Origin of the sequence: Variovorax sp. HJSM1_2 (assembly GCF_049316285.1) — a bacterium.
In the GTDB taxonomy this organism is placed as follows: Bacteria; Pseudomonadota; Gammaproteobacteria; order Burkholderiales; family Burkholderiaceae_C; genus Rhodoferax_B.
Map to the genome: position 1 here is coordinate 254,866 of NZ_JBMOXA010000003.1, position 25,506 is coordinate 280,371.

Sequence of the window (25,506 nt, forward strand, 5' to 3'; positions counted from 1 at the left end):
GGTGTGGTGATGGTGGCTGTGCCGTGTCAAGGGATGAGAATCAGGCCGCCTGGCGCACCGGGTCGCGGCCCGGGGGGCGCGGCAGGCCCAGGTGTTCACGCAGGGTTGTGCCTTCGTACTCCGTGCGAAACAGGCCACGGCGTCGCAGGATGGGCAGCACACCGTCGACAAAATCCTGCAGGCCGTCGGGCAGGGCGTCGGGCATGAGGTTGAAACCATCGGCCGCACCACCCTCGAACCAGAGTGCAATGTCGTCGGCAATCTGCTCGGGTGTGCCCACCACCACGCGGTGGCCGCCACCACCGGCCAGCGCGCGTATGGTCTGGCGCGCGGTGTAGTTGTGGCGCCGTGCCACGGCCAGCGTGGCGTTGAAGAAGGTGTGGTTGCCGTTGCCATTGGTGGGCAGGGCCAGCTTGTCGGGCAGGCGTTCGTCCAGCTTCAGCTGGTCGGGTGTCAGGCCCAGGATGCCGGCCAGGCGTGTGAGGCTGTAGTCCCACGGAATCAAGTCCACCAGTTCGTCGCGGCGGCGTAGCGCCTCGGCCTCGGTGGCACCAATGATGGTGGTGAGCCCGGCCAAGACCTTGACCGCATCGGGCCCACGCCCCAACGCCTGGGCGCGGGCCTTCAGGCCGCGCCCATAGGCCAGCGATTCTTCAAACGACTGCGAGGCCGAGAACACCGCCTCGGCATGGCGCGCGGCCAGCTCGCGGCCATCGGCCGAGCCCCCGGCCTGCACCACCACCGGGTAGCCTTGCAGCGAGCGTGGCAGGGTGGACGGGCCGTGCACCGAGAAGTGTTCGCCGTGATGGTTGATGGGGTGGACCTTGGCCGGGTCTATAAAGCGGCCGCTGGCCTTGTCGCCAATGAAGGCGTCGTCTTCCCAGCTGTTCCACAAGGCCTTGACCACGCTGGTGAACTCGTCGGCGCGGGCATAACGCTGGGCATGGTCGGGCACGGCGTCGCGGCCAAAGTTGCGCGCCGAGGGCAGGTCGGCCGTGGTCACCACGTTCCAGCCCGCACGGCCACGGCTCACATGGTCCAGCGTGGCAAAGCGGCGTGCGATGTTGTAGGGCTCGTTGTAGCTGCTGGAGGCCGTGCCTATGAGACCGATGTGGGTGGTGGCGGCGGCCACCATGGCCAGCAACACCGTGGGTTCGAGTGCGGTAATGGGGCGAAAGTGGATCTGGTCAACGATGGCGGCGTTGTCGGCCAGAAACACCGCATCGAGCTTGCCGGCTTCGGCAATCTGCGCCACGCGTATGTAGTGCTGCGCGTCGACAAACGCGCCGGGGTCGCTGCTGGGCAGGCGCCAGGCCGAGGGCACAAAACCGGCATGCAGGATGTTGACGTTGAGGTGCAGGCGGCGCGGCAGCCTTGTTGAATTGAGGGCTTGGGTCATTGAAAGGTTCCAGGTTCGGGATGCCCTTCGCCGAGAAACCAGCGGCCGACATTGCGTGACTTGTATTCCGCTGGGTTGTGCAGCGTGTGGATGCGCGCATTGCGCCAGAAGCGGTCCAGGCCGCGTTGGCGCACGGCGGAGCGTGCGCCGGTCACCTCAAAAATCTCGCTGGAAACCTTGAGTGCCACCTCGCCCGCGAGCACATTGGCGGCGGCAATGGCGACCGCCGCTTCGCCGCGCTCTTCGGCCGTGAGGGCCGTGCCCCGCGCTGTGACGTGGTCTAGGGCCTGCAGCGCGCGGTCGGCCAGGGCCGTGGCCGCACGGGTTTGCACAAACAGCTCGCCGTATTGGCGCTGCACCCAGGGATCGTCGGTATGGCGTTCGACGCCTGAATGTACCCAGGGACGCGAATGCTGCACGGTGTAGCCGCGTGCGGCGCGCAGCGCACCTTGGGCAGTGCCAACAAACACGTTGAGCAGCACACTTTGCTGCAGCAGTGCGGTCAGCGTGCGATAGGGCTGGTCCGGAGCGCCTGTGGGGTTCAGCGGCACGGGGGCGCCCAGCACCTCGCTCTGGTGCACACGCACGCCGTGGTAACTCACGCGGCCGCTGCCGGTCTGGCGCTGGCCTATACCGTCCCAGTCGTTTTCTATCACCAGGCCTTCGCGGTTGGCCTCAATAGCGGCGAAGCGGCGCTCGCCGCTGTCGGCGTCTTCCCAGGCGATCGCCAGGCGGTCGGCCACATGCGAGCCCGAGGTGAAGGGGCGAAAACCGTCGAGCACAAACCATTCACCATCACGCTTGCCAAAAAGGCTTTGCGAAAAGCTGTTGGTGGTGTTGCCCCAGAACCAGTTGCCGGCTACCGAGCGGCGCCACAGCTCTTCGGTTTTCGCCGGGTCGTCACGCAGCGTCATGCCCAGCAGGCTGAAGTGGTGGTAGCCGTAGAGGTGGCCCAGCGAACCATCCACCTGGGCGAACAGGCGGCCAATACGCAGAGCGGTGGACCAACTCTCACCCTCGCCACCAAAGGCTTTGGGCAGCAGCAGCGTCAGCAGGCCCTGTTCTTTCAATGCCTGGATTTGCGCCGTGGGTTTGCCACCCGCGCGGTCGCGCGCGATGGCGTCTTTTTCAAAGCGGTCGCGCAACAACACTGCGCGGGCGATGAAGCGGTTGTTGGTGTTGGGCTCGAACAGCGGCGGCGCCTGGCTGGCCGCTGTATCTAGGTAGGCGAGATTGGCGGACATGCGGCAAGGTCCAGATGTTTGTGATTTCAGTGCACGCGTGGGAAGCCGTGGCGCTCGGCCAACAGATCCAGAATGCGGCGCGAGTCGGTGACGAAGTGTGTGTTGCCCAGCACTTTCGCGTCGGCCGGTGCGGGCTTTGCATCGCCCAGGATCAGCACCGGCAGGCCCTGGTGGTCGACGTCGAGTGCGGCGATCACGGCAGGGCGCGGGCGCGCGAAGCCTACACGCTCCACGTCCAGCCCGGCAGCACGTTCCGGGTCGGCCGCCAGCAGGCCTTCTATGGGCAGGCCGTGCGGGCAGACAAAGGTTTCGCCAGCGTGTTTGGGGTCGATAAAGCCAGGGGCAAGCAAGATGAGACGGTCGCGTGACATGGTGATCCTGATAAGTGAGGGTGTTGTTCTGGGGACTAGCCGTCTTAGCGGTAGAGCGCGGGCTCGGGGTAGGCGCCGGTCAACGCCCAGGTGCCAACCGAGCGTTTTTTGTATTCGGCGGGGTTGTGCAGCGTGTGCGTGCGCACGTTGCGCCAGAAACGGTCGAAGCCATTCGCGGTGGTGGCCGAGCGTGCCCCCATCAACTCGAAAACATCGTTGGACACGGCCAGGCCAACTTCGCCCGCATAAAGGTTGGCCACGGCCAGGTCGATGGCGGCGCGGCCGCGTTGCTCTTCGCTGAGCTGGTGCCCGTGGGCATAAATCTCGTCCAGTGTGGCCGAGGCCTGCTCGGCCAGTTCAACCGCAGCCAATACCCGGATCGCCAGGTCGCCATATTTGCGTTGTATCCATGGGTCGTCCACATGCCGCGCCACGCCGGAATGTATCCATGGGCGTGAATGGGTTTGGGTGTAGTTGCGGCCTTCGTCGAGTGCGCCCTGGGCGCTGCCTATGAACACATTGAGCAGCACGGCCTGCTGCAGCAGTGGCGTCAATGACACAAAAGGTGTCAGCGGGTCAGCGGCCTGGCCCAGAAGTTCGTCGTCGTGCACCTGAACGTCTTCAAACGTCACTGTGCCGCTGCCGGTCTGGCGTTGGCCAATGCCGTCCCAATCGTCTTCGATCACGATGCCGGGCCGCTGTGCCGGCACCACGCCGGTGAGGCGTTGGCCCTGTTTGTTTTCCCAGCTGACCTGGATCACATCGGCCACGTGGGTGCCGCTGGAAAACGGCCTAAAGCCGTTCACCACCCAGCCTTTGCCGTCGCCCGCACGTTGCGCTGATGAGGTTTTCGACAAGGCATTGCCCGAGTTGCTCCACAGCCACTGGTGCTGCACGCTCTGGCTCAGCCATTGCGCCATTTGGGTTGTGTTGCCACGCGCCAGAACCGTGTGCAGCGGCAGATGGTGGTAGCCAAACAGATGCGCGAGCGATCCATCGGTGCGCGCAAATTCACGCACCACGCGCAGCACCGCCGCCCAAGAGGCGCCGCCGCCACCGTATTCGGTGGGGATGCGCGCCGCGAGCAGGCCGCTTTGCTTCAGCAGCGCGATCTGCGCCGTGGGCCGGCCGCCAGCCTGGTCGCGGGCCACGGCGTCGTGCTGAAAAGACTGGCGCAGCGCCACAGCAGTGGCCAGCAGCTTGTCGTCTTGGGTTGCGCTCATTTGGCGAAATATTCAGGCAGGCGGTAGCCCGACCACACCGGGTTGGCCTTGAACAAGCGCTGGAATTCGGCCGACTGGTAGGCGGCGGCAATGTCCTTGGCAAACTTGGCGTCGACGTTGCCACGCTTCACGGCCACCACGTTGACGTAGGGTGGTGTCATGTCTTCGAGCTTCAAGGCATCGGTGAGTTTCAGGCCCGAGGCCACGGCGAAGTTGCCTTGCACGGCGGCAATGTCGGCATCGGCCAACGAGCGCGGCGCCTGGGCGGCATCAATCGGCACCAGCTTCAGGCGCTTGGGGTTGGCTGCCACATCGCGCTCGGAGACGCTGATGGGGTTCACACCAGGTTTGAGCTGCAACCAGCCCACGGCGGCCAGGATGTTCAGCGCACGCGCGGCGTTGACCGGATCTGCGGGCAGGGTGACGGTGGCACCCTCGGGCACGCTGTCCAGTGATTTGTGTTTTTGCGAATACAGGCCCATGGGCGGTGTGGGCACCTGGATTACCGGCACCAGATCGAAACCCTGCTGCTGGTTGCTGGCGTTGAGGTACAGGCTGTGCTGGAAGATGTTGGCATCGATCTGGCCGCGCTGCACCGCGTCGTTGGGCTGCACACCCTGGCTGAATTCCACGTATTTGATGTTGTAGCCCTGCTGCTTGAGCAGCGGCTCTATGCCCTTGCTGAACGCATCGCGGTAGGGGCCGGGCATGAAGCCAATGCTCAGGTCGGCGGCCAGTACGGCGGTGGAAAGAGCGCTCGCAACGGCCACCACAGCGGTGGATTGCAGCAGGCCCAACAAACGTTTGCGCAAGGCGGTGGAGAAATGCAGTTTCATAGGTGAAGCTTGGGTGAGTGGATGCAAAACAATCACATCACTCTAGGCTGCGACATGCGCCGCACAAACGAAGATTTGCGCGCAAGCAAAGATGCAAAACGGATGAGCAACACCTGCCGTCAGGCCACTCAACCCCCCGTGGTCCCCACCGACCAGTAAAAGCTAGGCCGGGTGTTGTTGATGGCGTGGTCGCCCACCAGGCGAGACTTGTAGATGCTGGGGTTGTGCGATGCCAGCGTGCGCGCATTGCGCCAGTGGCGGTCCAGGCGCAGGTCTTCCTGCAGGGCCGAGGCGCCGCCCACGTCGAACAAGTGTGTGGCCGCGTTCAGCACCAGATCGGCCACCACCGGGTGGGCCTTGGCGGTGCGCAGTTCCGCTTCGATGATCAGTGATTCGGGAATCGGCTGGCCGGCTTGGCGCAGGCGGTCGATATCGCCCAGCGGCTGCGCCGCAGAACGCACCACGGCCGTGGCGGCAAATGCGGCACTGGCCAATTGGCCAATCACCTGCTGCACCAGCGGGTCGTCAGCGGCTGTGCCACCGCTGCCGTGGCTGTAGACCCGTTTGCGCTTGCGTACAAAGTCCACCGCGTCGCGCTCTATGGCACGCGCAATGCCGGCGAGTGTGGCCAGGTGGATCAGCTGGAAGTAAGCCGTCATGGGGGTGGCGCGGTCGCGCGGGTAGCTGAGCACGTGGCCGGCATCGACCAGTGCGTTCTCAAAGTGTGTGCTGCCCGATGCCGACAGCCGCTGGCCAAAGCCGCTCCAGTCGTCGTCGCAGCGCACGCCTTCCGCGGCTTTTGGCAACAGTGCGATCACGCGGCTGGATTGGCCTGAGCCATCAAGGCGCTGGGCCGAAACCGCAATCCAGTCGGCATACAGGGTGCCGGTGCTGTAGAACTTCTCACCGTTCAGTACCCAGGCTCCGTTCAGCGGAGTGAGGGTGGTGTTGAGTGTGCCCAGCGCGCCTTCGCCGCGCTCGGTGGTGGCGTTGCCATAGACCACACCTTCGCCCGCGCGCCGCAGCCACTGCGTTTGCAAGCCTGGGTCGATCTCGGCGTACAGGCGCTCGATGAAACCAAAATGCGCCCGGAAGATCTGCGGCAGATTGGAGTCGGCTTCGCCCAGGTCTATCAACAGGTCGAACCATTGTTCTACCGATGCGCCCAGGCCACCCAGGGCGGCGGGCACACGCAGGGCACCGAATCCGGCCTCGCGCAGCCATTGCACCGGCTCGTAGGCCAGGGCACGCTGGTTTTCACGCTGGATCGCGCCCTCGCTTATGCGGGCAAAAACCGGGCGGAAGCGTTCCGCGAGTTGGGCGTCTGTGGGGTTTGCGGGCTTGTTGGGGTGTGTACTGGGCATGGGCAGGGGGGGAGAAGAAAGCCGGCCCGCTGCAGCGGCGGCTGGCCAAAGGCGCCACTGTCCCTCAACCTATGTGCCAAGCGAAGCACGTTATTCGTCTTTTCTTATGCGCCAAACGGTGGTGGCTTGCGCGGTCCGGTTTGGCCCGACTCAGACGATTTTCAAATAAGTAAGCTTTGATTCATTCGTTCAAATTTATGAATGGACTGCCTAGAGTTCGGCTTTTGTCGTGTGGCCTAGCACCCGCCATTGCAATCTACTCATCACTTACAGGCAGTCTCATGAAACCATCCCTATTCGGTCTCGCACTTGTGTTCGCTGCGGGCCTGACGTTTGCCAACGCAGGCCATGCCGACACCTATCCTTCGCGTGGCATACAAATCGTCGTGCCGGCTGCACCCGGTGGCAGCCCGGACATTCTGGCCCGTATCCTGGGGCAGGCCTTGTCGGTTCGGCTGGGGCAGTCGGTCAGCATTGAAAACAAGCCTGGGGGTGCGGGCAACATCGCCGCGCAGGCTGTGGCGCGTGCGGCGCCGGATGGCTACACCTTGCTGGTGGCGGCCGATGGCATCTCCATCAACCAAACGCTGTTTGCCAAGCTGCCGTTTGATGCACGCACCAGCTTTGCGCCCATCGTGCACGCCATCTCCTCGCCACAGGTTTTTGCGGTGAACGCGGCCGTGCCAGCACGTTCGCTCAAAGAGTTCCTGCAGTTGGCGAAGACCGAGCCTGGCAAGTACGCGCTGGCCTCGCCGGCGGTGGGCACCACCGGCCAGTTGGGTGTGCTGCTGCTGCAAACCCAGGCACAGATCCAGGTCAAGCCCGTGGTCTACCGCAGTGCCCAGCCGGCCCTGACCGACGTGCTCGGCGCCCATGCCGACGGCATCATCGTGACGATTGCGCCCGCATTGCCCTTTATTCGCGAAGGCAAGCTGCGCGCGCTGGGCGTGTCCACCGCCAAACGCTCGGCCGCTCTGCCCGATGTGCCGACTTTTGTCGAGCAAGGCCTGCCCGATTTCAACTTCGACTCCTGGCAAGGCTTTGTGGCGCCGGCCGGCACACCACAAGCCATCATCGACCGGCTGAACCGCGAGTTCAACGCCGTATTGCAAGACCCCGAGGTGCGCAAGCAGTTGCTGGCCCAGGCATTCGACCCCGCCGGTGGCCCGCCTGAAGCCTTTCGCAAGGTGATTGAAGACAGCATAGGCAGCTGGGGCAAGGTGATTCAGGCCAACAACATTCGACTCGATTGATAGTGTCAACCGGCACCCCATAAAGGAGACCTGCTCATGTCCTCATCCACTTCCAGCATCGATCGCCTTTGGTACACCCGCTGCCCTGTGCCCACGGCATCCGGCATTGCCATACACCACGGCTGGATAGCCGCCGAGTTTGCCGCCGATGGCATCACGGTGTCGTCGCTGCGCGCGTCGGCCGACCGCGAGGTGCGTGAATCACATTTCGACCACCGCCAGTTGAACTCGTTCCGCCAAGGTGGCAATGCGCCGCCGATCTGGTCGCGCTCAGAAGGGCAAGATGTGGTGGTAGTGGGGCTGACGTGGCTGCCGCAATACCAGTCCCTACTGAGCCTGCCGGGCTCGGGCATTCAAACGGTGCGCGATTTAAAAGGCAAACGCCTGGCGCTACCGCGCCGGGTGGGTGAGAAGATAGACTTCTGGCGTGCGTCTGCATTACAGGCCTATTTGCAGGTCTTGGCCACAGAAGGCCTGGGTGCCGAAGACGTCAGTTTTGTTGATCTGCCGATCAGCACGCCCTATATCCAGGCGCAAAAGGCATCGTCTTCGGGCAGCTTGTTTGATGCACGCCAATCGGCCAGCAACGCGCGTGCCGAGGCCTTTGCTCTGATCCGTGGGGACGTGGACGTGCTCTACCACTACGGTGCCACCGGCCCGGCGCTGCAGGAGTTCCTGGGCGCACACGTGGTGGCCGACATTGCCCACCACCCGGATACACGCGTGGCCGTCAACAACGGCACGCCCAATGTGTTGTCCGTGAGCGGCGAATTGGTGCGTGAACACCCTGATCTGGTGGCGCGCTACCTGCTGCAGGTGCTGCGTGCCGCGCGTTGGGCCCGCTCACACCCGCGCGAGGCCGACAGCATCATTGCGCGTGAAGTGTCGGTCGTGGATGAATGGCTGCCCGACGCGTTCGACGCCCAGATCTACGACAACCTGGAGCCCAGCCTGCGGCCCGACCTGGTCAACGCGCTGAAGCTGCGCAAGGACTTTCTGCTGGCCCATGGCTTTATCCGCAACGACTTTTCGGTGGATGACTGGATTCAACCCGGCCCCTTGGCCGCCGCGCATGCACTGCTGCGGCAGCTGGATGAAGAGCAGGGCGCACAAACCAAGGAGTTTGCCGCTCCTGTAGGCGCATGAGTCAGTTGCGATGACGGTGAGCCTGGCCAAGCTGCGCATGTTCATCGCCATTGCCGAAGAAGGCCAGTTCAACAAAGCGGCGCAACGCCTGGGCACTTCGCAGCCTTCTTTGAGCGCGCAGCTGCGCGAGCTGGAGCAGGTGTTGGGCGTGAGCCTCTTCAACCGCACCACACGTTCGGTGGCGTTGACCGCAGAGGGCGCGCGCTTTCTGCAGCGGGCGCGGCAACTGCTGCGCGACCTGAGCGACGCAGTGGCAGACATGCAGAACCTGTGCTCGCTCAACCATGGCCGTATCGTGATTGCGGCCACACCTTCGGTGTCGTCGACCTTGCTGCCGCAGGCCATCAACAGTTTCCAGGCAAGCTTTCCGGAGATCCAGATTCAGCTGCACGAAGACATTCTGCTGAATGTGGAACAGATGGTGACCAGCGGTCTGGCCGACTTCGGCATAGCGCCGCAGCCGCAAAGAACGGCCACCCTTGATTTCTCCTTGCTGCTGACGGAGAAGTTCTTCGGGGTGGTGCCACTGGGCCACGCACTGGCGCGGTCAAATCAAGCCACTCTTGCCGAGCTTGCGGCCTACCCCATGCTGGCGTCCAAGCAGGGCGCGGGTATTCGTGAAGCCACCGAGCATGCACTGCAAGACCACGGCATCTTTGCCAACATCGCACATGTGCTGCTGCACCAGCAAACCATTCTGGGCATGGCCGAAGCCGGCTTGGGTGTGGCCTACCTGCCCGCGCTGGTGATTTTGTCGGGCGGTTTGCGCCGTTTACATCTGCTGGATATCTCCGCCCCAGAAGCGAGCCGCCGTGTCGGTATTCTGCAGCGCAAGGGCGGAAGTGCGTCTGCTGCTGCGGCAGAGTTCATCAAACGCATGGCCGATGGCGAGTTGCTGGCCGGGGCGTTGCGCGCCGAAGATCCACCTTCGGACAATGGCCGCAGGCTGCTGGCAGGCATCAGCAAGGTTTTTGAGCCTCACGCGGTGGCGCTGCGCTGAAGTGCGAGGTTTAGGCGTCGCTCGCCGCAGGAAACTGCGCGTCCTCAACGCGGTTGCGGCCACGGGTCTTGGCGGCATACAGCGCAATGTCGGCGGTTTGCACCAATAGCAGGGCGTCAACCGATGCCTCCGGTGTGGTGCTGGCGACGCCAATACTCGCCGTCACGTATTGCGAAGTTGGTGAAGTGCCGTGCGGCAGGTGCGCCCGGGCCAGTTCGGCCAGGATGTCCTGCGCCATTTTGCGTGTGTTCGCGAGGTCGCTGCCGGGCAGCAGCACGACAAATTCTTCACCACCATAACGCGCCACCAGTTCGCCCGAGCGTTGTGCACATTCGCTCAAGATGCTGGCCACATGGCTTAGCGCTTCATCGCCACGCGGGTGGCCGTAGCGGTCGTTGTAAAGCTTGAAGTGGTCTATGTCCAGCATCAACAAGCCGAGGGGAATGTTGCGCCGCTGGCAGCGCGACCATTCGGTTTCCAGTTGCTGATCAAAACAGCGGCGGTTGCCCACACCGGTCAGGCTGTCGGTCACGGCCAGCAGCTCCAGCTTCTTGTTGGCCGTGGCCAGCTTGGCAGCGTATTGCACACGCTCGGTCACGTCTTGTGAGGCCCCCGCCAGACGCACCACTTTGCCGGCTTGCACCACGGCCTCACCTTGCGAACGCACCCAAAGCTTGCGTCCCTTGCCTGTCACCATGCAGGCCTCGACCGACCAGGGTGTGCCAAAGGCCATGGCTTTGCGAATGGCGGTTTCCAGAGCCGGGCGGGTTTCCTCCGTATAAGGTGAGAGTGCTTGTTCCAGGCTGAGTGAGGTGGCGTTTGGCAGTTCGTAGATCTCGAACATCTCCTGGGTCCAGGTCATTTCCATGTTGGCCATTTCCAATTGCCAGCCGCCAACCTTGGCCAGCTTGCCGGTGCGCCGTTGCAACGCGGCGGCGGCCATCAGCTTGGCGGTTGCGCTGTCCTGCAGCGCCTTCTTCTCGCGTTGGTCTCGGCGGGCGGCGGCCTTGCGCAGCTGGCTGAGACGCAGCCAGGCGCCGCTGCCGACACACAGCACGATGAACAGCAGTGCATAGGTGGCCAGGTCTTTCCACCATACGGCGTAGATGGCATTAACTTCGCGGCTGACCGCGACCACCAACGGGGTGTCCATGCTCAGATCCGCAGGCAGTATGGTGCGGTAGACCACCATGCGGCTGGTGTTGTCGGCCGATTCCTTGCCCTGCATCACGCTCTCGTCGCGTTCGCTGGCCACATGTTGCGAGAATAGTGAACCCCAGGTGCCTATGTCGCTGCCTATCAATTCAACCGCATGGCGCGCGTCGATGAAGATCTTGCCGCTACCGTGGACCAGGCTGACCCGCATGTCGGGGGCGTATAACACCGAGCGCGCCAGAATTTCAAAGTAGCTTGGATCCAGGTTGGACGTGACAACCCCGTTGAAGCGGCCTTGTGCGTCGGGTACCGCCTTGGTCAGGTTGATGGAGTAGTTGCCTTCGCGCGTCACAAAGGGCGACGATATGTACAACATGCCGAAGTCGGTGCGGTCACGTGGCGCCGTAAAGTATTCGCGGTAGCTGAAGTTGATGCCGTGCAGAACGCTGCGTTCGGCAATGCTCACGACACCCTTGGCGTCTGTGGTCAAAATTCCCCGTGAACCCGGCATGGCCTCGCCCAAGGTCTTCAACTGGCGCGACGTGACGGCCGAGGGCTGCCCGGTGCCGGCGCCCAAGTCTGAGCGCACCGCACGCAAGGCGTTGTCTATGCTGTGCAATTGGCGGTCCATGTTTTCAGCGACGACCAGCGCCTGGGTTTCCAAGCGGTTGCGCTGCTCTTCTGTCACGCGCTGGTAACCGCGCCACAGCAGCAACACACCCAGGCCCAAGACCAGCGCCAGCGCTGTTGCCAGGGTGATCCAGGCACGCCATTCCTGGGGAATACGCGACGCTTTCGAGCCGCAGGCGTTTGTCTCGGTGGTCAGTGTGATGTTCATGTCCGGAATTTTCTGACTTCAGCCCCTTTTGCAATGTCGATTTGGTCCGCTTTTTCAGGCTCAGGCACGGGATGACACAGTTGCGTCACAGTTGGCCATGCGGGGCTTGACGGGATGTGTCGCCGCCCGGAGGTGAGCCGGCAAACGGTTTCGGCAGTTGGGCTATGCCTTGGTCCACCGCACGGCCGGGCGCTGCAAGCGGCACACGCTGGGGCCGTGTCGGTGCACATGACGGCCTGAATCCTGGGCCTGTGCAAAGCGCTTTGGCTTGTCGGCAAGGCCGGGTTATGCCAGTGCTTACGTCTTAAGCAGTTTGTTTTGTCTGTATTGGAGCGCCAATAGGGCATAGGTTTCTTGCTCTTATTTTTGACAATCCCCATGCTTACCCTCAAACTTATCCACAGAAGCGCTGAACAAGTTTTCTGCGGCATGAAATCGACTGCACACAAACCAAATATGCATAGTTGAGATGCTTCTAGATTGACGGCGTGATGCCCGTTATGGTGGCGTTTTGTGCTTGTATTGCGCGCCCATGGCGTCGCAACATCGATATGGACCGTACACCCGTCAATCTCTCGCGTTCTGTTTCTGCCCCTGTGCTGCGCCAATGGCTCAGCGATGGTGGAGAGATCGCCCTTTTGGATCTGCGCGAAGCCGGGCAGTTTGGCGAAGGCCATCCATTCTTTGCCGTGCCGCTGCCCTTCAGCCGCCTGGAACTGGACCTGGGCCAGTTGGTGCCGCGGCGCGACACGCGGGTCGCGCTGGTCGATGCGGCCGATGGTGTGGCCGAGCGTGCCGCCACACGTTTGGCCAGCCTGGGCTACACACAGGTTTTTATTCTGGAAGGCGGGGCGCCGGGCTGGGCGGCTGCGGGTTATGTGTTGTTCCAGGGCGTGAACCTGCCCTCCAAAACCTTTGGTGAACTGGTGGAGCACGCCTATGCCACGCCACACCTTTCGGCCCAAGACCTGTACACGCGGCAACAAGCCGGTGAAGCACTGGTGCTACTGGATGGCCGCACCTTTGAAGAACACCGCAAGATGACCATTCCCGGCGCGGTATCGGTGCCCAACGGCGAGCTGGCCTTGCATTGGCGCGCGCTGGTAACAGACGCCACAACGCCCGTGGTGATCCACTGCGCGGGGCGCACACGCAGCATCATTGGTGCGCAGATCTTGCGCAGCCTGGGTATTCCCAACCCGGTCATCGCGCTGGAAAACGGCACCCAGGGCTGGGCGCTCCAAGGCCTGAAGCTGGAGCACGGCAGCCTGCGCCGCAGCACCAAGGCTTTTCCGGCACAAGCCCAAGACCGCGCTGCCGCAGCCCGCGAGGCCGAAGCAGCGGGGGTGTTGCAGCTCAGCGTGATGCAGGCCCAAGCCTGGCTGGACGACGGCCAACGCACCACCTATGTGCTGGATGTGCGCAGCGCCGAGGAGTTTGCACTCGGCAGCCTGGCTGGTGCGCGCCACGCCCCCGGCGGGCAATTGCTGCAGGCCACCGACCAAACCATTGCGGTGCGCAACAGCCGGGTGATCCTGCTAGACGACGAGGCGGTGCGCGCCCCGGTGGTCGCCGCCTGGCTGCGTCGCCTGGGGTTTGAAACCGCGGTGGTGGAGGGCGGGGTGCGCGCCGGCCTCAACCTGCCCGCACAGCCCTCCAGCGCCCTGGGGCCGTTGGCGCCGCTGCCCGAAGTGAACCATGGCCAACTGCCCGCCTGGGTGGCGCGGCAAGCACCGTTGCTGGTGGACGTGCAGCCCTCCATGGCCTACCGCAAGCAGCATGCACGCGGTGCGTTGTGGACGGTCCGGCCGCGCCTGGTGGCCGACGTGCGCGAGCGTGGCAGGCCGGATCAACCGGTCTTGTTGTTTGCCGCCGATGCCGGCGTGGCGCGTATTGCCGCCGCCGACCTGGTTGAGGCCGGTTGGCGCGATGTGCGTTGGACACGCCTGGACGATTGGATAGCGGCCGGCCTGCGGGTCGAAGCAACACCAGGACTGCCGGCCGATGGCGACGCCATCGACTACCTGTTTTTTGTGCACGACCGGCACGAGGGCAACCTGGACGCTGCGCGCCAGTACCTGGCCTGGGAAACCGGCCTGATCGCCCAATGCGAGCCGGACGAATTGGCGGTGTTTCGCTTGCCCGAGGTAAAGCAAGCCCACTAGCTGCATATCCATATCCGGAAAGCTTCCTTGTGAGTGGGGTGGGCTTGGCAAAAGATAGCGCTTCTGCTTTTTTGTTTTGCGAGCCTTATCCATGTTGTCTACTTCTAACCCCATCTCCAGGCTTTTCAAGCCTCGCGCCGTGGCGCTGGCTTACGTTCTTCTGGCCCTGGCATCCACGGCAGCCCATGCCGACGCCACGCTAGACAAAATCAAACAGCGCGGCAAGGTCAGCATTGGGGTCTTGGTCAACGGTGGCCCGTTCGGCTCCATCGACCCGGCCACACAACAACTTGTTGGTTGGAACCCCGAACTGGCGCGTGCGCTGGCCAAAGGCCTGGGTGTAGAGGTCGACCTGGTGCAGGTCCAAACGGCCACCCGCGTGCAGTTTCTGCAAGGCGGCAAGGTTGATTTGTTGATTGCCTCCATGGAGCTCAACCCCGACCGCGCCGAGATTCTGGGCTACGCACCGACCCCGTTCTACCGTGTGGGCGGCACGGCCGCCGTGTTAAAGACCAGCGGCATCACCAAGTGGGAAGACCTGCGCGGCAAGTCCGTGTGTGTGTCGCAAGGCAGCAGCTTTGCCAAGCCACTGGCCGCCGACTACGGCGCACAAGTGCACGGCTACAAAAGCTCTTCCGACTCCTTGCTGGCCCTGCGTGGCGGCAACTGTGTGGCGGCGGTGCACGACTCCACGCTGATCCACCCCACGCTGCGTGGCAATGCAGAGTGGTCGGCCTATGCCGCGCCCATCAGCACCGAACTGCTGGCCGCACCGTCCGTGGTGTGGACGCGCAAGGGTGAGCAGGACACCATTGCCGCCGTCGACAAGGTGTTGCAGGAATGGCACCGCAGCGGCTGGTTGATTGCCACCGAGAAACGCCTTGGCATAGAGCCGCCACAGCCGCTGCTGCCCGAACTGCAAGCCAAGTTCAAGGCGGCGCTGTAAGCCTTTCTGCTTTCTGTTCAGCACGAAATTTTGACCACAAGCGCATGCCGCCAGGCGTGCGCGGCCAGAACCCTTCTCATGTCCGTCTCATGAAATTCAAGCTCTCTTCTAAAACCCTGTGCCTATCCCTGGGCCTATTGGGTTTGCTGGCCGCCAGCTTTGCCGGTGCGGCACACGCCGATGCCACGCTGGACAAAATCAAGCAACGCGGCAAGTTGTCGGTAGGCGTGGACAGCCCGGAGCCGCCGTTTGGCCTGCTCGATACCGCCACCGGCAAGGTCGGCGGTTTCCAGACCGACCTGGCGCGCGACATCGCCAAGCGCCTGGGCGTGGAACTTGAAGTGGTGCCCGTCACCGCCGCTACCCGTGTGCAGTTTCTGCAAGCCGGCAAGGTGGATTTGTTGATTGCCAACATCCAGTGGACGCAGGAGCGCAGCGAGATATTGACCTTTGCCCCGACACCTTACAACCTGGTCGGTGGCGCCGCCATCGTCGCCAAGGGCAGCGGCATCTCCAAATGGGAAGACCTGCGTGGCAAGGTGGCCTGTGTGTCGCAAGGCAGCAACTTCGCCAAGCCGCTGCAGGACACCTATGGCGCAGTGGTCAAAGGACTGAAGGGCATTCCTGAATCGCTGCTCGCATTAAAGGGCGGCACCTGTGCTGCATCGGTGCACATCCAGCCGGCCATGGTGCAAACGCTGACTGGCGCCAGTGCCGCCGAATGGAAAGACTTCCAACTGGCGACCAACGAGCAGTTGATTCCATCACCCACCGTCATCTGGACGCGCCGTGGCGAGGCCGATACGCAGGCCTACGTGGACAAGGCCATCCAAGACTGGCACCGCAGCGGCACGCTGGTGAGCCTGTCGAAAAAGTACGGAGTGCCCGACAGCTACTTTGTTTCCGCCAACCAAAAGGCGCAGCAAGGCAGGTTCGACCGCGCGCCTTTTGAAAGCGACGCGAAATGACGCTCCCCCCCAGTCTGCGCGCACTGCGTGTCGCTTCGCCAACCCCCTTGCAAGGGGCAACACCAGCGGCCCGGCAAAGCCGGATCCGCGGTGTTGCGCGTGGCATCCTCCTCGTGGCTAGCCTCGTGTTCCTGGCGCAGGCCGCCCACGCCGACGCCACCCTCGACAAGATCAAGCAGCGCGGCAAACTGGTCGTCGGCGTGATCTTGTCCGGCCCGCCGTTTGGCAGCATAGACCCCGTCACGCAAAAGCACATTGGCTACAACGTGGAGTTGTCCGAAGCTGTGGCCAAAGGCTTGGGTGTGGCGCTGGAGACGGTGCAAGTACAACCGTCCAACCGCGTGCAGTTTCTGCAGCAGGGCAAGGTCGACATCTTGATCGCCAAAATGCAGTGGACGCAGGAGCGCAGCGAAATCCTGAGCTTTGTGCCCACGCCGTTTGAAGAAGTCGGCGGCGCGGCCATCAGCAAAAAAGGCAGCGGCATCAGCAAGTGGGAAGACCTGCGTGGCAAGCCGGTGTGTGTCTCACAAGGCAGCAATTTCACCAAGCCGCTGGCCGATGACTACGGCGCACAGATCAAAGCCTTTCGCGGCCAGCCGGAGTCGCTTTTGGCCTTGCGCGGCGGCAACTGCGTGACGGCCGTGCATGTGAGCCCCACGCTGCGCGAACTGGTGGCGGAAAACGCCGACTGGAAGGAATACGAGATCGTTTCCAGGAGTGATCTGATTCCGTCGCCGTCTGTCATCTGGCTGCGCAAGGGCGAGGCCGATACACAAAATGCCATCGACAAGATCGTGCAGCAGTGGCACCGCAGCGGCTGGCTGATCGAGGTGGAGAAGAAAAACGGCATGACCCCCACGCCGCTGCTCTACCAACTGCACGACAAGTTCAAGAAGACGCCTGCGTAAGAGCTGGTCAAACCAAGCATTCTCAAGCCTCGTACGCGATGACCCAAACGCCGCCCACCACCTTCTCGTTGCTCGACATTCTGCGCAGTGAATTCGGTGCTGCCCAGGTGCTTAGCGGCACCGATGCCGCGCCTTTTCTGACCGACCAACACGGCCGTTTGACTGGCCGTGCCCTGGCCGTGGTACGCCCGGCCAACGCCGAGCAGGTGGCCCAGCTTGTGCGCCTGTGCCGCGAGCGCCGTATTCCCTTGGTGCCGCAAGGTGGCAACACGGGTTTGATGGGCGCGGCCACACCAGACAACAGCGGCCAAGCGGTGATGTTGTCGTTGGCGCGGCTCAACAAAGTGCTGGAGGTCGATACCGACAACGACACCATCACCGTGCAAGCCGGCTGTGTGTTGGCAAATGTGCAGAAGGCCGCGCTGGAAGCCGGCCGCTTGTTCCCCTTGAGCCTGGGCTCGGAAGGCAGCTGCACCATAGGCGGCAACCTGAGTACCAACGCGGGCGGCACCCAGGTGCTGCGTTACGGCAATACGCGCGAGTTGACGCTGGGCCTGGAGGTGGTGACGGCCGAGGGAGAGATCTGGCACGGCTTGCGCGGCCTGCGCAAAGACAACACCGGCTACGCGCTGCGCGACCTCTATATTGGCAGCGAAGGCACGCTGGGCATCATCACCGCCGCCACACTCAAGCTGTACCCGCTGCCGGCGGCACAACACACGGCGCTGCTGGCGTTTCCGTGTATTGGCGATGCGATTGCATTTCTGTCCATCGCACGCGCTGGTTTTGGCGCCGGTCTCACGGCGTTTGAGCTGATGTCTAACACTGCGCTGCAACTGATTGCGCAGCATGTGCCCGAGCATCCCATCCCGCTGGAGACCACAAATGCACCTTGGTATGCGCTGCTGGACCTGTCCGACAGCGAAAGCGAAGCCCATGCGCGCGAGCGTTTTGAGGCAGTGCTGGGCACGGCGTTTGAAGACGGCCTGGTGGTCGACACGGCCATAGCCGAAAGCCTGCAGCAAAGCCAGGCCCTGTGGCGCCTGCGTGATGAGGCCCTGGGTGTGGCGCAGCGGCGCGACGCTGAGGGGCGCAGCAACGTTAAACACGACATCTCGGTGCCGATCTCGCGTATGCCATCGTTTCTGCGTGAAACCGCCGCCGCCCTGGAGGCGCGTTTTCCGGGTGTGCGTCCGGTGGTGTTTGGCCACCTGGGCGACGGCAACCTGCACTACAACGTCTCGCATGCCGTGCATCTAGGGGTGGACGCGCTGTTTGCGCAGGAAGACGCCATCCACGAAGTGGTGCACGACAGCGTGCATGCCTTTGGCGGCTCCATCAGCGCGGAGCATGGCATAGGCCAGACCAAACGCGACGTCTTGCCGCGCTACAAGAGCAGTGTCGAGCTGGACCTGATGCTGCGTGTGAAACGAGCGCTCGACCCTTTGGGTTTTCTCAACCCCGGCAAGGTTCTCGGCTAAATCTTTCTTGGCCGAATCAGACTTTTTAGGATTTTCATGACCACAACTCCCTTTGCGCTGTCCAAGCGTGTGCAGCGCGTCAAGCTGTCTCCCAACGCGGCCGCCAGCGCACGTGCCTCGGCGCTAATCGCGCAAGGCCGCGATGTGTTGGTGCTGACCGCTGGCGAGCCCGATTTTGATACCCCCGAGACCATCAAACAAGCCGCTGTGGCTGCCATGGCGCGTGGCGAAACCAAATACACACCGACGGCGGGCACGGCCGAGTTGCGCCGCGCCATCAGCGCCAAGTACCTGCGCGAAAACCAGCTCGAATACACAGCTTCGCGCATCATGGTGTCGAACGGCGCCAAACAGGTGATCTACAACGCGCTGGCGGCCACGCTGGATGCGGACGACGAAGTGATCTTGCCCGCACCGTATTGGCCGTCATTCCCGGACATGGTCTCGGTCAACGACGGCATACCGGTGATCGTGCCGGTGAACCAGGCCACGGGCTTCAAGCTCACGGCGCAGGCGCTGGCCCGCGCCATCACGCCGCGTACGCGTTGGCTGATCCTGAACTCGCCCGGCAACCCCAGTGGCGCGGTCTACAGCGCCCCCGAGTTGGCAGCTTTGGCCGAGGTGCTGCGCCAGCACCCGCGCGTGCTGGTGTTGTGGGACGAAATCTACGAACACATCTGGTTCACACCCGAGGCGCCCGCACACTTGTTGCATGTGGCACCCGATCTGCGCGAGCGCAGCCTGCTGGTCAACGGCGCCTCCAAAACCTACGCCATGACCGGCTGGCGCATTGGCTGGGGCGCAGGGCCTGCCGCGCTGATCGAAGCCATGGTGGTGATCCAGTCGCAGGCCTCGAGCGGGCCCAATTCCATAGGCCAGGCGGCGCTGGCGTCGGCGCTGAATGCCGCCGACCAGAGTTTCGTGGCGCAAGCGCGGTTGGCCTATTCACGCCGCGCCGCGCTGGTGACAGCCGGGCTCAACGCCATCCCGGGTCTGAGCCTGTTGGCGCCTGAGGGCGCATTCTTCGCCTACGTACACATAGGCAAATGGATAGGCTGGGAGCGGCCCGATGGCCGCAGCATCACATCCGACAGCGACTTTGTCGACTGGTTGCTGGAGTCCGAGGGGGTGGCCGTGGTCGACGGTGGCGCGTATGGCTTGTCGCCGTACTTCCGCATCTCGATTGCGGCCAGCGAGTCGGTGCTGGAAGACGCCATCCAGCGTATCCGCCGTGCGGTCAACGCCTTGCGTCTGCCGGTGCCCGTGCCGGCGCTTTCGGTGTGACGCGGCCATGAGTGTGGATTTTTTGCCTGGCCTGGTTGCGGCGCTGAAGCCGCTGGGCCTGAACTACGCGTTCCTATTGGATGTGGGCGAGCGCCAGGCTTTTATACGCGGCCTGGGCGTGACGCTACAGCTTTGCCTGCTGACCATTCCCTGCAGCCTGGCCGCAGGGGTGGCGATTGCCGCCGCACTGACCTCGGGCCGCCCCTGGCTGGCCCAACCAGCCCGCGCCTTTGTGGAAGTGACTCGCAATACGCCCACCCTGGTGCAGTTGTATTGCGCCTTCCTGGTGCTCAATATGCTGATCAGCCAGCAGCTCAAGTCGGTGGGTGTGATGGCCAACCCGCTCACGCCTTTTGTCTGGGTGGTGATGGTGGTGTCGTTGCACAAAGCGGTGTTCCACGCCGAGGCTTTGCGCGCGGGCATCGAGGCCGTGCCGCGCACCACGCTGGAGGCGGCGCGTTCGCTAGGCTTCTCACAGCGCCAGTTGCTGGCCCGGGTGGAGCTGCCGCTGGCCGTGCGGTTTGCGCTGCCGGCGCTGGTCAACAACCTGATCGACCTGGTGAAGATGACCGCCGTGGCCTCGGCCATTGCCGTGGGCGACGTGACCTACGAGTCCATCATGATCTGGACGCAGCGCGACAACGTGCTCGAATTGCTGCTGCTGATCCTGCTGTATTTTGGCCTGCTGACCTGGGGTGTGAGCCTGCTGGGCCGATGGTTGGAGCAACGCTGGAGGATGCCCGGTTATGGCCAATGAATTCGTTTTAGGGGCGTCGGCCGCCGGTGGAGCGGCGCCGCCTGGCCAAAGCCCGTGGCGCAATCCTTGGGTGGTCACGGCGCTGGCCCTGGCCGCCGTGCTCAGCTTCTGGATCACCACCGGCAGCACACCCCTTGTGTTGTTGCATCTGTGGAAATGGCTGCCGGTGCTGCTGCGCGGCCTGCTGGTCAACATCGAGATCAGTCTGTTGGCCATGGCGCTGGGCACACTGGTGGGCCTGGTCATAGGGGCTTTGTCGCTGTCGCCCGGCAAAACACTGCGCTGGGCCACACGCTGGTATGTGCAGCTGTTTCGCAATGCGCCGGTGCTGGTGTTGATTTACTTCACCACCTATGTGTTCCCGTTTGAGATCCAGCTGGTGTCGTGGACGTTTCCGTTTCCCGACTGGATCAAGGTGGTGCTGGGCCTGGCTTTGCCGGCCAGCGCCAACGTGGCGGAGATTTTCCGCGGCGCCATCCAGTCGATTCCCAGCGCGCAGTGGGAATCCGCGCAGTCGCTGGCGTTTCGCCGCACGCAGATCTTTCGCTTGATTGTTTTGCCGCAGTGTCTGCGGCGCATGTTGCCGCCGTGGATGAACCTCTACGCCAGCATCACCATGAGCACCTCGCTGGCCTCGCTGGTGGGTGTGCACGACGTGGTCGACACGGCACAGATTGCCAGCAACACGGTTGCGCGCACCGACTTCACCATCCTCGTCTACTTCACGCTGCTGGCCTTGTTTTTCGCCTACTGTTACCCGATTGCCCGCGCCACGCGCGCACTGGAGCGCCGCCATGACCGCCAATGATGTTTTCCTGAGCCACAACCCCGCCGTGAGCAGCGCACTCCAACCCCTGGTGGCCTTGCACGACGTGCACTTGTCGTTTGGCAAGGCACCCGCCGCCAACCAGGTGCTCAAGGGCATCAAGCTGGAGGTCCGGCGCGGCCAGGCGGTGTCCATCATCGGGCCTTCGGGCTCGGGCAAATCGACCATTCTGCGTTGCATCACCGGGCTGCTGCGGCCACAGCAGGGCAGCATACGGGTGGGCGACACCCAGGTCGATGCGCTGCGCAGCGAGGCCGAGTTGATTGCACTGCGCAAACGCGTGGGTTTTGTGTTTCAGCAGTACAACCTGTTTCCGCATCTCACGGTGCTGGAGAACCTGGTGATCGCCCCCACCCGAGTGGCCGGGCGCGACCGGGGCCCGGTGCACCGCGAGGCGCGTGCCTTGCTGGACAAGGTACGGCTGTCGCACAAGGAAAACGCCTACCCCGGCGAGTTGTCGGGCGGGCAGCAGCAGCGTGTGGCGATTGCACGCGCGCTGGCCATGCAGCCCGAGCTGATGCTGTTTGACGAAGTGACCTCGGCACTGGACCCGGAAACCGTGGGCGAGGTGCTTACCGTGATCCGCGACCTGGTGAACGACGGCCTGACTTGTGTGCTGGTCACGCATGAAATGCGTTTTGCCGAAGAGATCAGCGACGAGGTGTACTTCACCGAAGCCGGGCTGATTGTGGAACACGGCCCGGCGGCACGCATCTTTGGCGACCCGGCGAGTGAACGCACGCGCGCCTTCCTGCACCGTGCGCTGGGCGAGGGTGGGCGCAACCGGCCGTCGCCGGTGTTGCTGCCCGACCCGCCACTGGCGTTTGACCGCTTGCGCTTCGCACTTTGAATGCGCTTCAACCAATATCCCCACACGACAAGGAGCCCATGATGGCCGAAACCCTGATCCCTTTAGGCGACTCTATTGCCACCCAGCGTGCCAGCGCAGTGCAAGAAGCACTGGAAGACATCCGCCACATCCTGGCGCAGAGCCAGCCGGTAGACCGCAGCACACTCGAAGCCATCACCGCGCGGCTGGAGCGCCTGGCCGCGCAAAAGAAACTTTTCACGCGTGCCGACTTCGCGCCTCCGCTGGCCAGCGAAGGTGTGGGCGCTGCCACACGCTACCGCTTGAACGCCGCCGATGGTGACGAAGGCCTGTCGCTGTACCTGAACTCCATCAACCCCGGCAAAACCACCATTCCGCACAACCACACCACCTGGGCGGTGATCGTGGCGGTCGAAGGCCAGGAAGAAAACCGCATCTACCGCCGTACCGATGACGGCGCCAACCCGGCCCTGGCCACACTGCAACTGGTGCGTGAACTGACCGTGCAGCCCGGCACTTCGGTGTCTTTCCTGCCGGACGACATCCACAGCATCCACGTGGTGGGCGACAAACCTACGCTGCACTTTCACTTGTATGGCCGTGCGCTGGAACAACTCTCTGGCCGCATCGGTGTGAACCTGGAGACCGGCGAAGTGGTGAACTACAACGCCACCCAGTTCAAGCCCAGCAAGGTGGCTGCATGAGCCAGAAGAGTGGAAGCCAACACAGTAACGCGCAACCATTGGGAGCCGCCACCCGGCTGATACACGCCGGGGTGCCGCCGCTGCGTGACGGCACGGGCCCGGTCAACGTGCCGGTGGTGCGCACCAGCACCGTACGTTTTGCCGATACCGCCACCCATGCCGACGTACACCACCGCCGCGCCACCGGTGAGCGTGTGGCCGGTTATGGCCGCCATGGGCTGGACACCCACCAGGCGCTGGAAGACGCGGTGACCGAGCTTGAGGGCGGCCACCGCGCGTTCCTCGCGCCGTCTGGCCTGGCGGCGATTTCTTTGACGCTGCTGGCCTTGTTGGCACCCGGCGACCACGCCCTGGTGGCCGACAACGTCTACGCGCCGGTGCGCCGGGTTGATGATGGCCTGCTGAAACGCATAGGCATCACGCTCGAATACTTCTCGCCCGGCCATGACGAGCTGGCGGCATTGATCCGCCCCAACACCAAGCTGGTCTACCTGGAGTCGCCCAGCTCCCTGCTGTTTGAAGTGATCGACCTGCCGGCGTTGGCGGCGATTGCTGCCGCACGCGGCATCACCGTGGTGGCCGACAACACCTGGAGCGGCGGTTGGTTCTACAAACCGCTGTCGCTAGGGGCCAACGTGGTGGTGCAAGCCGCCACCAAATACATTGCCGGGCATTCGGACCTGATGCAAGGCATTGTGGTGGTCGACAGCCCGGCGCTGGCGGCGAAACTTACTTCGGCCTACGAGTCGCTGGGCTTGACGATTGGCGCCGACGACGCCTACCTGTCGCTGCGCGGCATACGCACCTTGCCCGTGCGCCTGGCCCAGCACCAACGCCATGCCACCTTGGTGGCCAAGGCGCTGCAGAAACACGCCCAGGTGGCACGGGTGTTCTACCCGGCGCTGCCAGAAGACCCGGGCCATGCCTTGTGGCAACGCGACTTCAGCGGCGCCAGTGGCCTGGTGTCATTCGAGCTGAAAGAGGGCGATGTGTCGGTGGCGAACGCGTTCATCGATGCTCTGCAGCACTTTGGCATTGGGGCGTCTTGGGGTGGCTACGAAAGCCTGGCCCTGATTGCGCCGCCCGAGCGCCTGGCGGCCTACCGCACCTGGAACAGCGCTCAGCCCGTGGTGCGGCTTCACATCGGGCTGGAAGATCCGCAGGACTTGATCGCCGATGTGCAGCAGGCCCTGGCCAAAGCCGCGGCCGTGTGGGCCGCGCAGAAGCAAAGCCTGTTGCCTGCATAAGCGGATTCAGGCCAAAGTGCAGTTAGAGTCGCCCCATTGGGCTGTGCCAGAGAAATCTGCCGCACAGTGATATGGGCGGCGAAAGCAGTATTTCTTCAATGCTTTTGCCCATCTCGGTCAAAGCAGAGGATAAATAAGCATGCATGAAATCATCTGTCCACACTGCAACAAGGCCTTCAAAATTGACGAGGCCGGGTACGCGGACATTTTGAAGCAGGTGCGCGACAGCGCTTTTGAAAAGCAGTTGCACGAAAGGCTGGAACTGGCCGAACAGGACAAACGCAACGCGGTCGAACTGGCACAAACCAAGCTGGCGAGCGAATTAAACAAGGCAGCCTCGGCCAAGGACGCCGAGATCCAGGCACTGAAGGCCAGGCTGGATGCGGGTGAGGTGGAGCGCAAGCTCGCCGTGACGCAGGCCCTGGCCGCGCTCGAGAAAGAACGTGATGTGCTGGCCAACGAACTCGGCCAGGCCAAAAGCGACCGGCAAGCCGCATCTCAATTGGCGCAGGTGCAACTGGCGAATGAACTGCAGAAAGTCACCGCTGCGAAAGAGGCAGAGATTCAGCAGTTGAAGGCCAGAATTGAGGCCAGCGGTGTCACGCAAAAACTCGCGGTCACCGAGGCGGTGGGTGTGGTTGAAAAGGAGCGGGATGAACTGAAGAGTGGCCTGCAACGTGCGGAACTTGAAAAGACGCTGGCCGAAAAGTCGCTGAAAGAAAAGTACGAGACGCAGATCAAGGACCGCGACGACGCGATTGAACGGCTGCGTGACATGAAGGCCCGCTTGTCCACCAAGATGGTGGGCGAAACCCTGGAGCAGCATTGTGAGACCGAGTTCAACCGGCTGCGTGCAACCGCTTTCCCTAGTGCCTACTTCGAGAAAGACAATGACGTGCAGGGTGGCAGCAAGGGCGACTACGTTTTCCGCGACCTGGACAAGGATGGCACCGAAATTGTGTCCATCATGTTCGAGATGAAGAACGAAAACAATGCCACTGCCAGCAAGAAGAAAAACGAGGACTTTCTAAAGGAACTCGACAAAGACCGCAACGAAAAGGGCTGCGAGTATGCGGTGCTGGTCTCTTTGCTGGAGCCCGACAGCGAACTCTATAACACCGGGATTGTGGATGTGTTTCATCGCTACCCGAAGATGTACATCGTCAGGCCGCAGTTTTTTATCCCCATGATCACGCTGTTGCGTAATGCCGCGATGAAGTCTCTGGCCTACAAATCAGAGCTGGCACTGGTGCGGGCGCAGAACCTCGACATCACACAATTCGAGACGCAGCTGGACGATTTCAAGACGGCGTTTGGCCGGAACTGGCGTCTCGCCTCCGACGGGTTTGAGGAGGCGATCAAGAGGATTGACGAGGCCATCAAGGATCTGGAGAAAACCAAGGATGCGCTCTACAAGTCGGCCAATAATCTGCGGCTCGCCAATGACAAGGCGGAAGACCTCACCATCAAGAAACTGACACGCGGCAACCCGACCATGGCCGCGAAGTTTGCTGAACTCAAAAGCGAGGGCGCTGCAGAATCCGAATGAAGGTATGTGCTCA

22 protein-coding genes are annotated in these 25,506 nt (G+C 63.0%); 15 read left to right on the plus strand and 7 right to left on the minus strand.

What is annotated here, in order from left to right; all coding sequences use genetic code 11:
- Window positions 1–40 precede the first annotated feature (40 nt).
- The 6 genes from ACFQ95_RS05320 to ACFQ95_RS05345 form a co-directional block, all read right to left on the minus strand.
- Entirely contained in the window at window positions 41–1,399 is a 1,359-nt protein-coding gene (locus ACFQ95_RS05320) for an LLM class flavin-dependent oxidoreductase (protein WP_422829777.1), read from the minus strand.
- Window positions 1,396–2,643, minus strand: coding sequence for an acyl-CoA dehydrogenase family protein (locus tag ACFQ95_RS05325; RefSeq protein WP_422829778.1), 1,248 nt, complete (start codon window positions 2,641–2,643; stop codon window positions 1,396–1,398). Before ACFQ95_RS05325 ends, ACFQ95_RS05320 begins: the two co-directional genes overlap by 4 nt.
- A 26-nt stretch (window positions 2,644–2,669) precedes the next feature.
- On the minus strand, window positions 2,670–3,014 hold the full coding sequence (locus ACFQ95_RS05330; protein WP_422829779.1) for a DUF3088 domain-containing protein: 345 nt from the start codon (window positions 3,012–3,014) through the stop codon (window positions 2,670–2,672).
- A 44-nt stretch (window positions 3,015–3,058) separates the two neighbouring features.
- The gene (locus ACFQ95_RS05335) at window positions 3,059–4,237 is read right to left on the minus strand and encodes an acyl-CoA dehydrogenase family protein (protein ID WP_422829780.1); all 1,179 of its coding nucleotides are present in this window, start codon (window positions 4,235–4,237) and stop codon (window positions 3,059–3,061) included.
- Entirely contained in the window at window positions 4,234–5,073 is an 840-nt protein-coding gene (locus ACFQ95_RS05340; RefSeq protein WP_422829781.1) for a MetQ/NlpA family ABC transporter substrate-binding protein, read from the minus strand. The genes ACFQ95_RS05335 and ACFQ95_RS05340 overlap by 4 nt, the downstream gene beginning before the upstream one ends.
- Window positions 5,074–5,201: 128 nt before the next feature.
- Entirely contained in the window at window positions 5,202–6,437 is a 1,236-nt protein-coding gene (locus ACFQ95_RS05345; RefSeq protein ID WP_422829782.1) for an acyl-CoA dehydrogenase family protein, read from the minus strand.
- A 281-nt stretch (window positions 6,438–6,718) separates the two neighbouring features.
- Here ACFQ95_RS05345 and ACFQ95_RS05350 point away from each other — a divergent pair, with 281 nt between their 5' ends.
- The 3 genes from ACFQ95_RS05350 to ACFQ95_RS05360 are packed head-to-tail and all read left to right on the plus strand — an operon-like array spanning window position 6,719 to window position 9,836.
- A complete protein-coding gene (locus ACFQ95_RS05350) occupies window positions 6,719–7,690 on the plus strand; it encodes a Bug family tripartite tricarboxylate transporter substrate binding protein (RefSeq protein ID WP_422829783.1) in 972 nt (323 codons plus the stop codon).
- Window positions 7,691–7,726: 36 nt separating this feature from the next.
- Window positions 7,727–8,836, plus strand: a complete 1,110-nt coding sequence (locus tag ACFQ95_RS05355) for an ABC transporter substrate-binding protein (RefSeq protein ID WP_422829784.1) — start codon at window positions 7,727–7,729, stop codon at window positions 8,834–8,836.
- A 10-nt stretch (window positions 8,837–8,846) separates the two neighbouring features.
- A complete protein-coding gene (locus tag ACFQ95_RS05360) occupies window positions 8,847–9,836 on the plus strand; it encodes a LysR family transcriptional regulator (protein ID WP_422829785.1) in 990 nt (329 codons plus the stop codon).
- 10 nt (window positions 9,837–9,846) lie between these two features.
- Here the strand turns inward: ACFQ95_RS05360 and ACFQ95_RS05365 are convergent, their stop codons facing one another.
- Window positions 9,847–11,829, minus strand: a complete 1,983-nt coding sequence (locus tag ACFQ95_RS05365; protein WP_422829786.1) for a diguanylate cyclase domain-containing protein — start codon at window positions 11,827–11,829, stop codon at window positions 9,847–9,849.
- Window positions 11,830–12,380: 551 nt separating this feature from the next.
- Between ACFQ95_RS05365 and ACFQ95_RS05370 the strand changes: the two genes are divergently transcribed.
- The 12 genes from ACFQ95_RS05370 to ACFQ95_RS05425 all read left to right on the plus strand — a co-directional run bounded on the left by ACFQ95_RS05370 (window position 12,381) and on the right by ACFQ95_RS05425 (window position 25,493).
- Window positions 12,381–13,994: a rhodanese-like domain-containing protein gene (locus tag ACFQ95_RS05370; RefSeq protein WP_422829787.1), complete on the plus strand. Its 1,614-nt coding sequence runs from the start codon at window positions 12,381–12,383 to the stop codon at window positions 13,992–13,994.
- A 91-nt stretch (window positions 13,995–14,085) separates the two neighbouring features.
- Window positions 14,086–14,940 (plus strand): transporter substrate-binding domain-containing protein, encoded by an 855-nt coding sequence (locus ACFQ95_RS05375; protein ID WP_422829788.1) that lies wholly within the window; start codon window positions 14,086–14,088, stop codon window positions 14,938–14,940.
- Between the two features lie 89 nt (window positions 14,941–15,029).
- On the plus strand, window positions 15,030–15,908 hold the full coding sequence (locus ACFQ95_RS05380; protein WP_422829789.1) for a transporter substrate-binding domain-containing protein: 879 nt from the start codon (window positions 15,030–15,032) through the stop codon (window positions 15,906–15,908).
- Window positions 15,909–16,021: 113 nt separating this feature from the next.
- A complete protein-coding gene (locus ACFQ95_RS05385; protein ID WP_422829790.1) occupies window positions 16,022–16,816 on the plus strand; it encodes a transporter substrate-binding domain-containing protein in 795 nt (264 codons plus the stop codon).
- A 38-nt stretch (window positions 16,817–16,854) separates the two neighbouring features.
- A complete protein-coding gene (locus ACFQ95_RS05390; protein WP_422829791.1) occupies window positions 16,855–18,297 on the plus strand; it encodes an FAD-binding oxidoreductase in 1,443 nt (480 codons plus the stop codon).
- A 36-nt stretch (window positions 18,298–18,333) separates the two neighbouring features.
- Window positions 18,334–19,581 (plus strand): aminotransferase class I/II-fold pyridoxal phosphate-dependent enzyme, encoded by a 1,248-nt coding sequence (locus ACFQ95_RS05395; protein WP_422829792.1) that lies wholly within the window; start codon window positions 18,334–18,336, stop codon window positions 19,579–19,581.
- Window positions 19,582–19,588: 7 nt separating this feature from the next.
- Window positions 19,589–20,338, plus strand: a complete 750-nt coding sequence (locus tag ACFQ95_RS05400; RefSeq protein ID WP_422829793.1) for an amino acid ABC transporter permease — start codon at window positions 19,589–19,591, stop codon at window positions 20,336–20,338.
- Complete coding sequence (locus tag ACFQ95_RS05405) at window positions 20,328–21,146, plus strand: amino acid ABC transporter permease (protein ID WP_422829794.1); 819 nt, start codon at window positions 20,328–20,330, stop codon at window positions 21,144–21,146. Before ACFQ95_RS05400 ends, ACFQ95_RS05405 begins: the two co-directional genes overlap by 11 nt.
- Entirely contained in the window at window positions 21,133–22,014 is an 882-nt protein-coding gene (locus ACFQ95_RS05410; protein ID WP_422829795.1) for an amino acid ABC transporter ATP-binding protein, read from the plus strand. The genes ACFQ95_RS05405 and ACFQ95_RS05410 overlap by 14 nt, the downstream gene beginning before the upstream one ends.
- A 41-nt stretch (window positions 22,015–22,055) precedes the next feature.
- Complete coding sequence (locus ACFQ95_RS05415) at window positions 22,056–22,697, plus strand: cysteine dioxygenase (RefSeq protein WP_422829796.1); 642 nt, start codon at window positions 22,056–22,058, stop codon at window positions 22,695–22,697.
- A complete protein-coding gene (gene metC, locus ACFQ95_RS05420) occupies window positions 22,694–23,944 on the plus strand; it encodes a cystathionine beta-lyase (RefSeq protein ID WP_422829797.1) in 1,251 nt (416 codons plus the stop codon). The genes ACFQ95_RS05415 and metC overlap by 4 nt, the downstream gene beginning before the upstream one ends.
- A gap of 139 nt (window positions 23,945–24,083) precedes the next feature.
- Window positions 24,084–25,493: a DUF2130 domain-containing protein gene (locus ACFQ95_RS05425; protein WP_422829798.1), complete on the plus strand. Its 1,410-nt coding sequence runs from the start codon at window positions 24,084–24,086 to the stop codon at window positions 25,491–25,493.
- Window positions 25,494–25,506 lie beyond the last annotated feature (13 nt).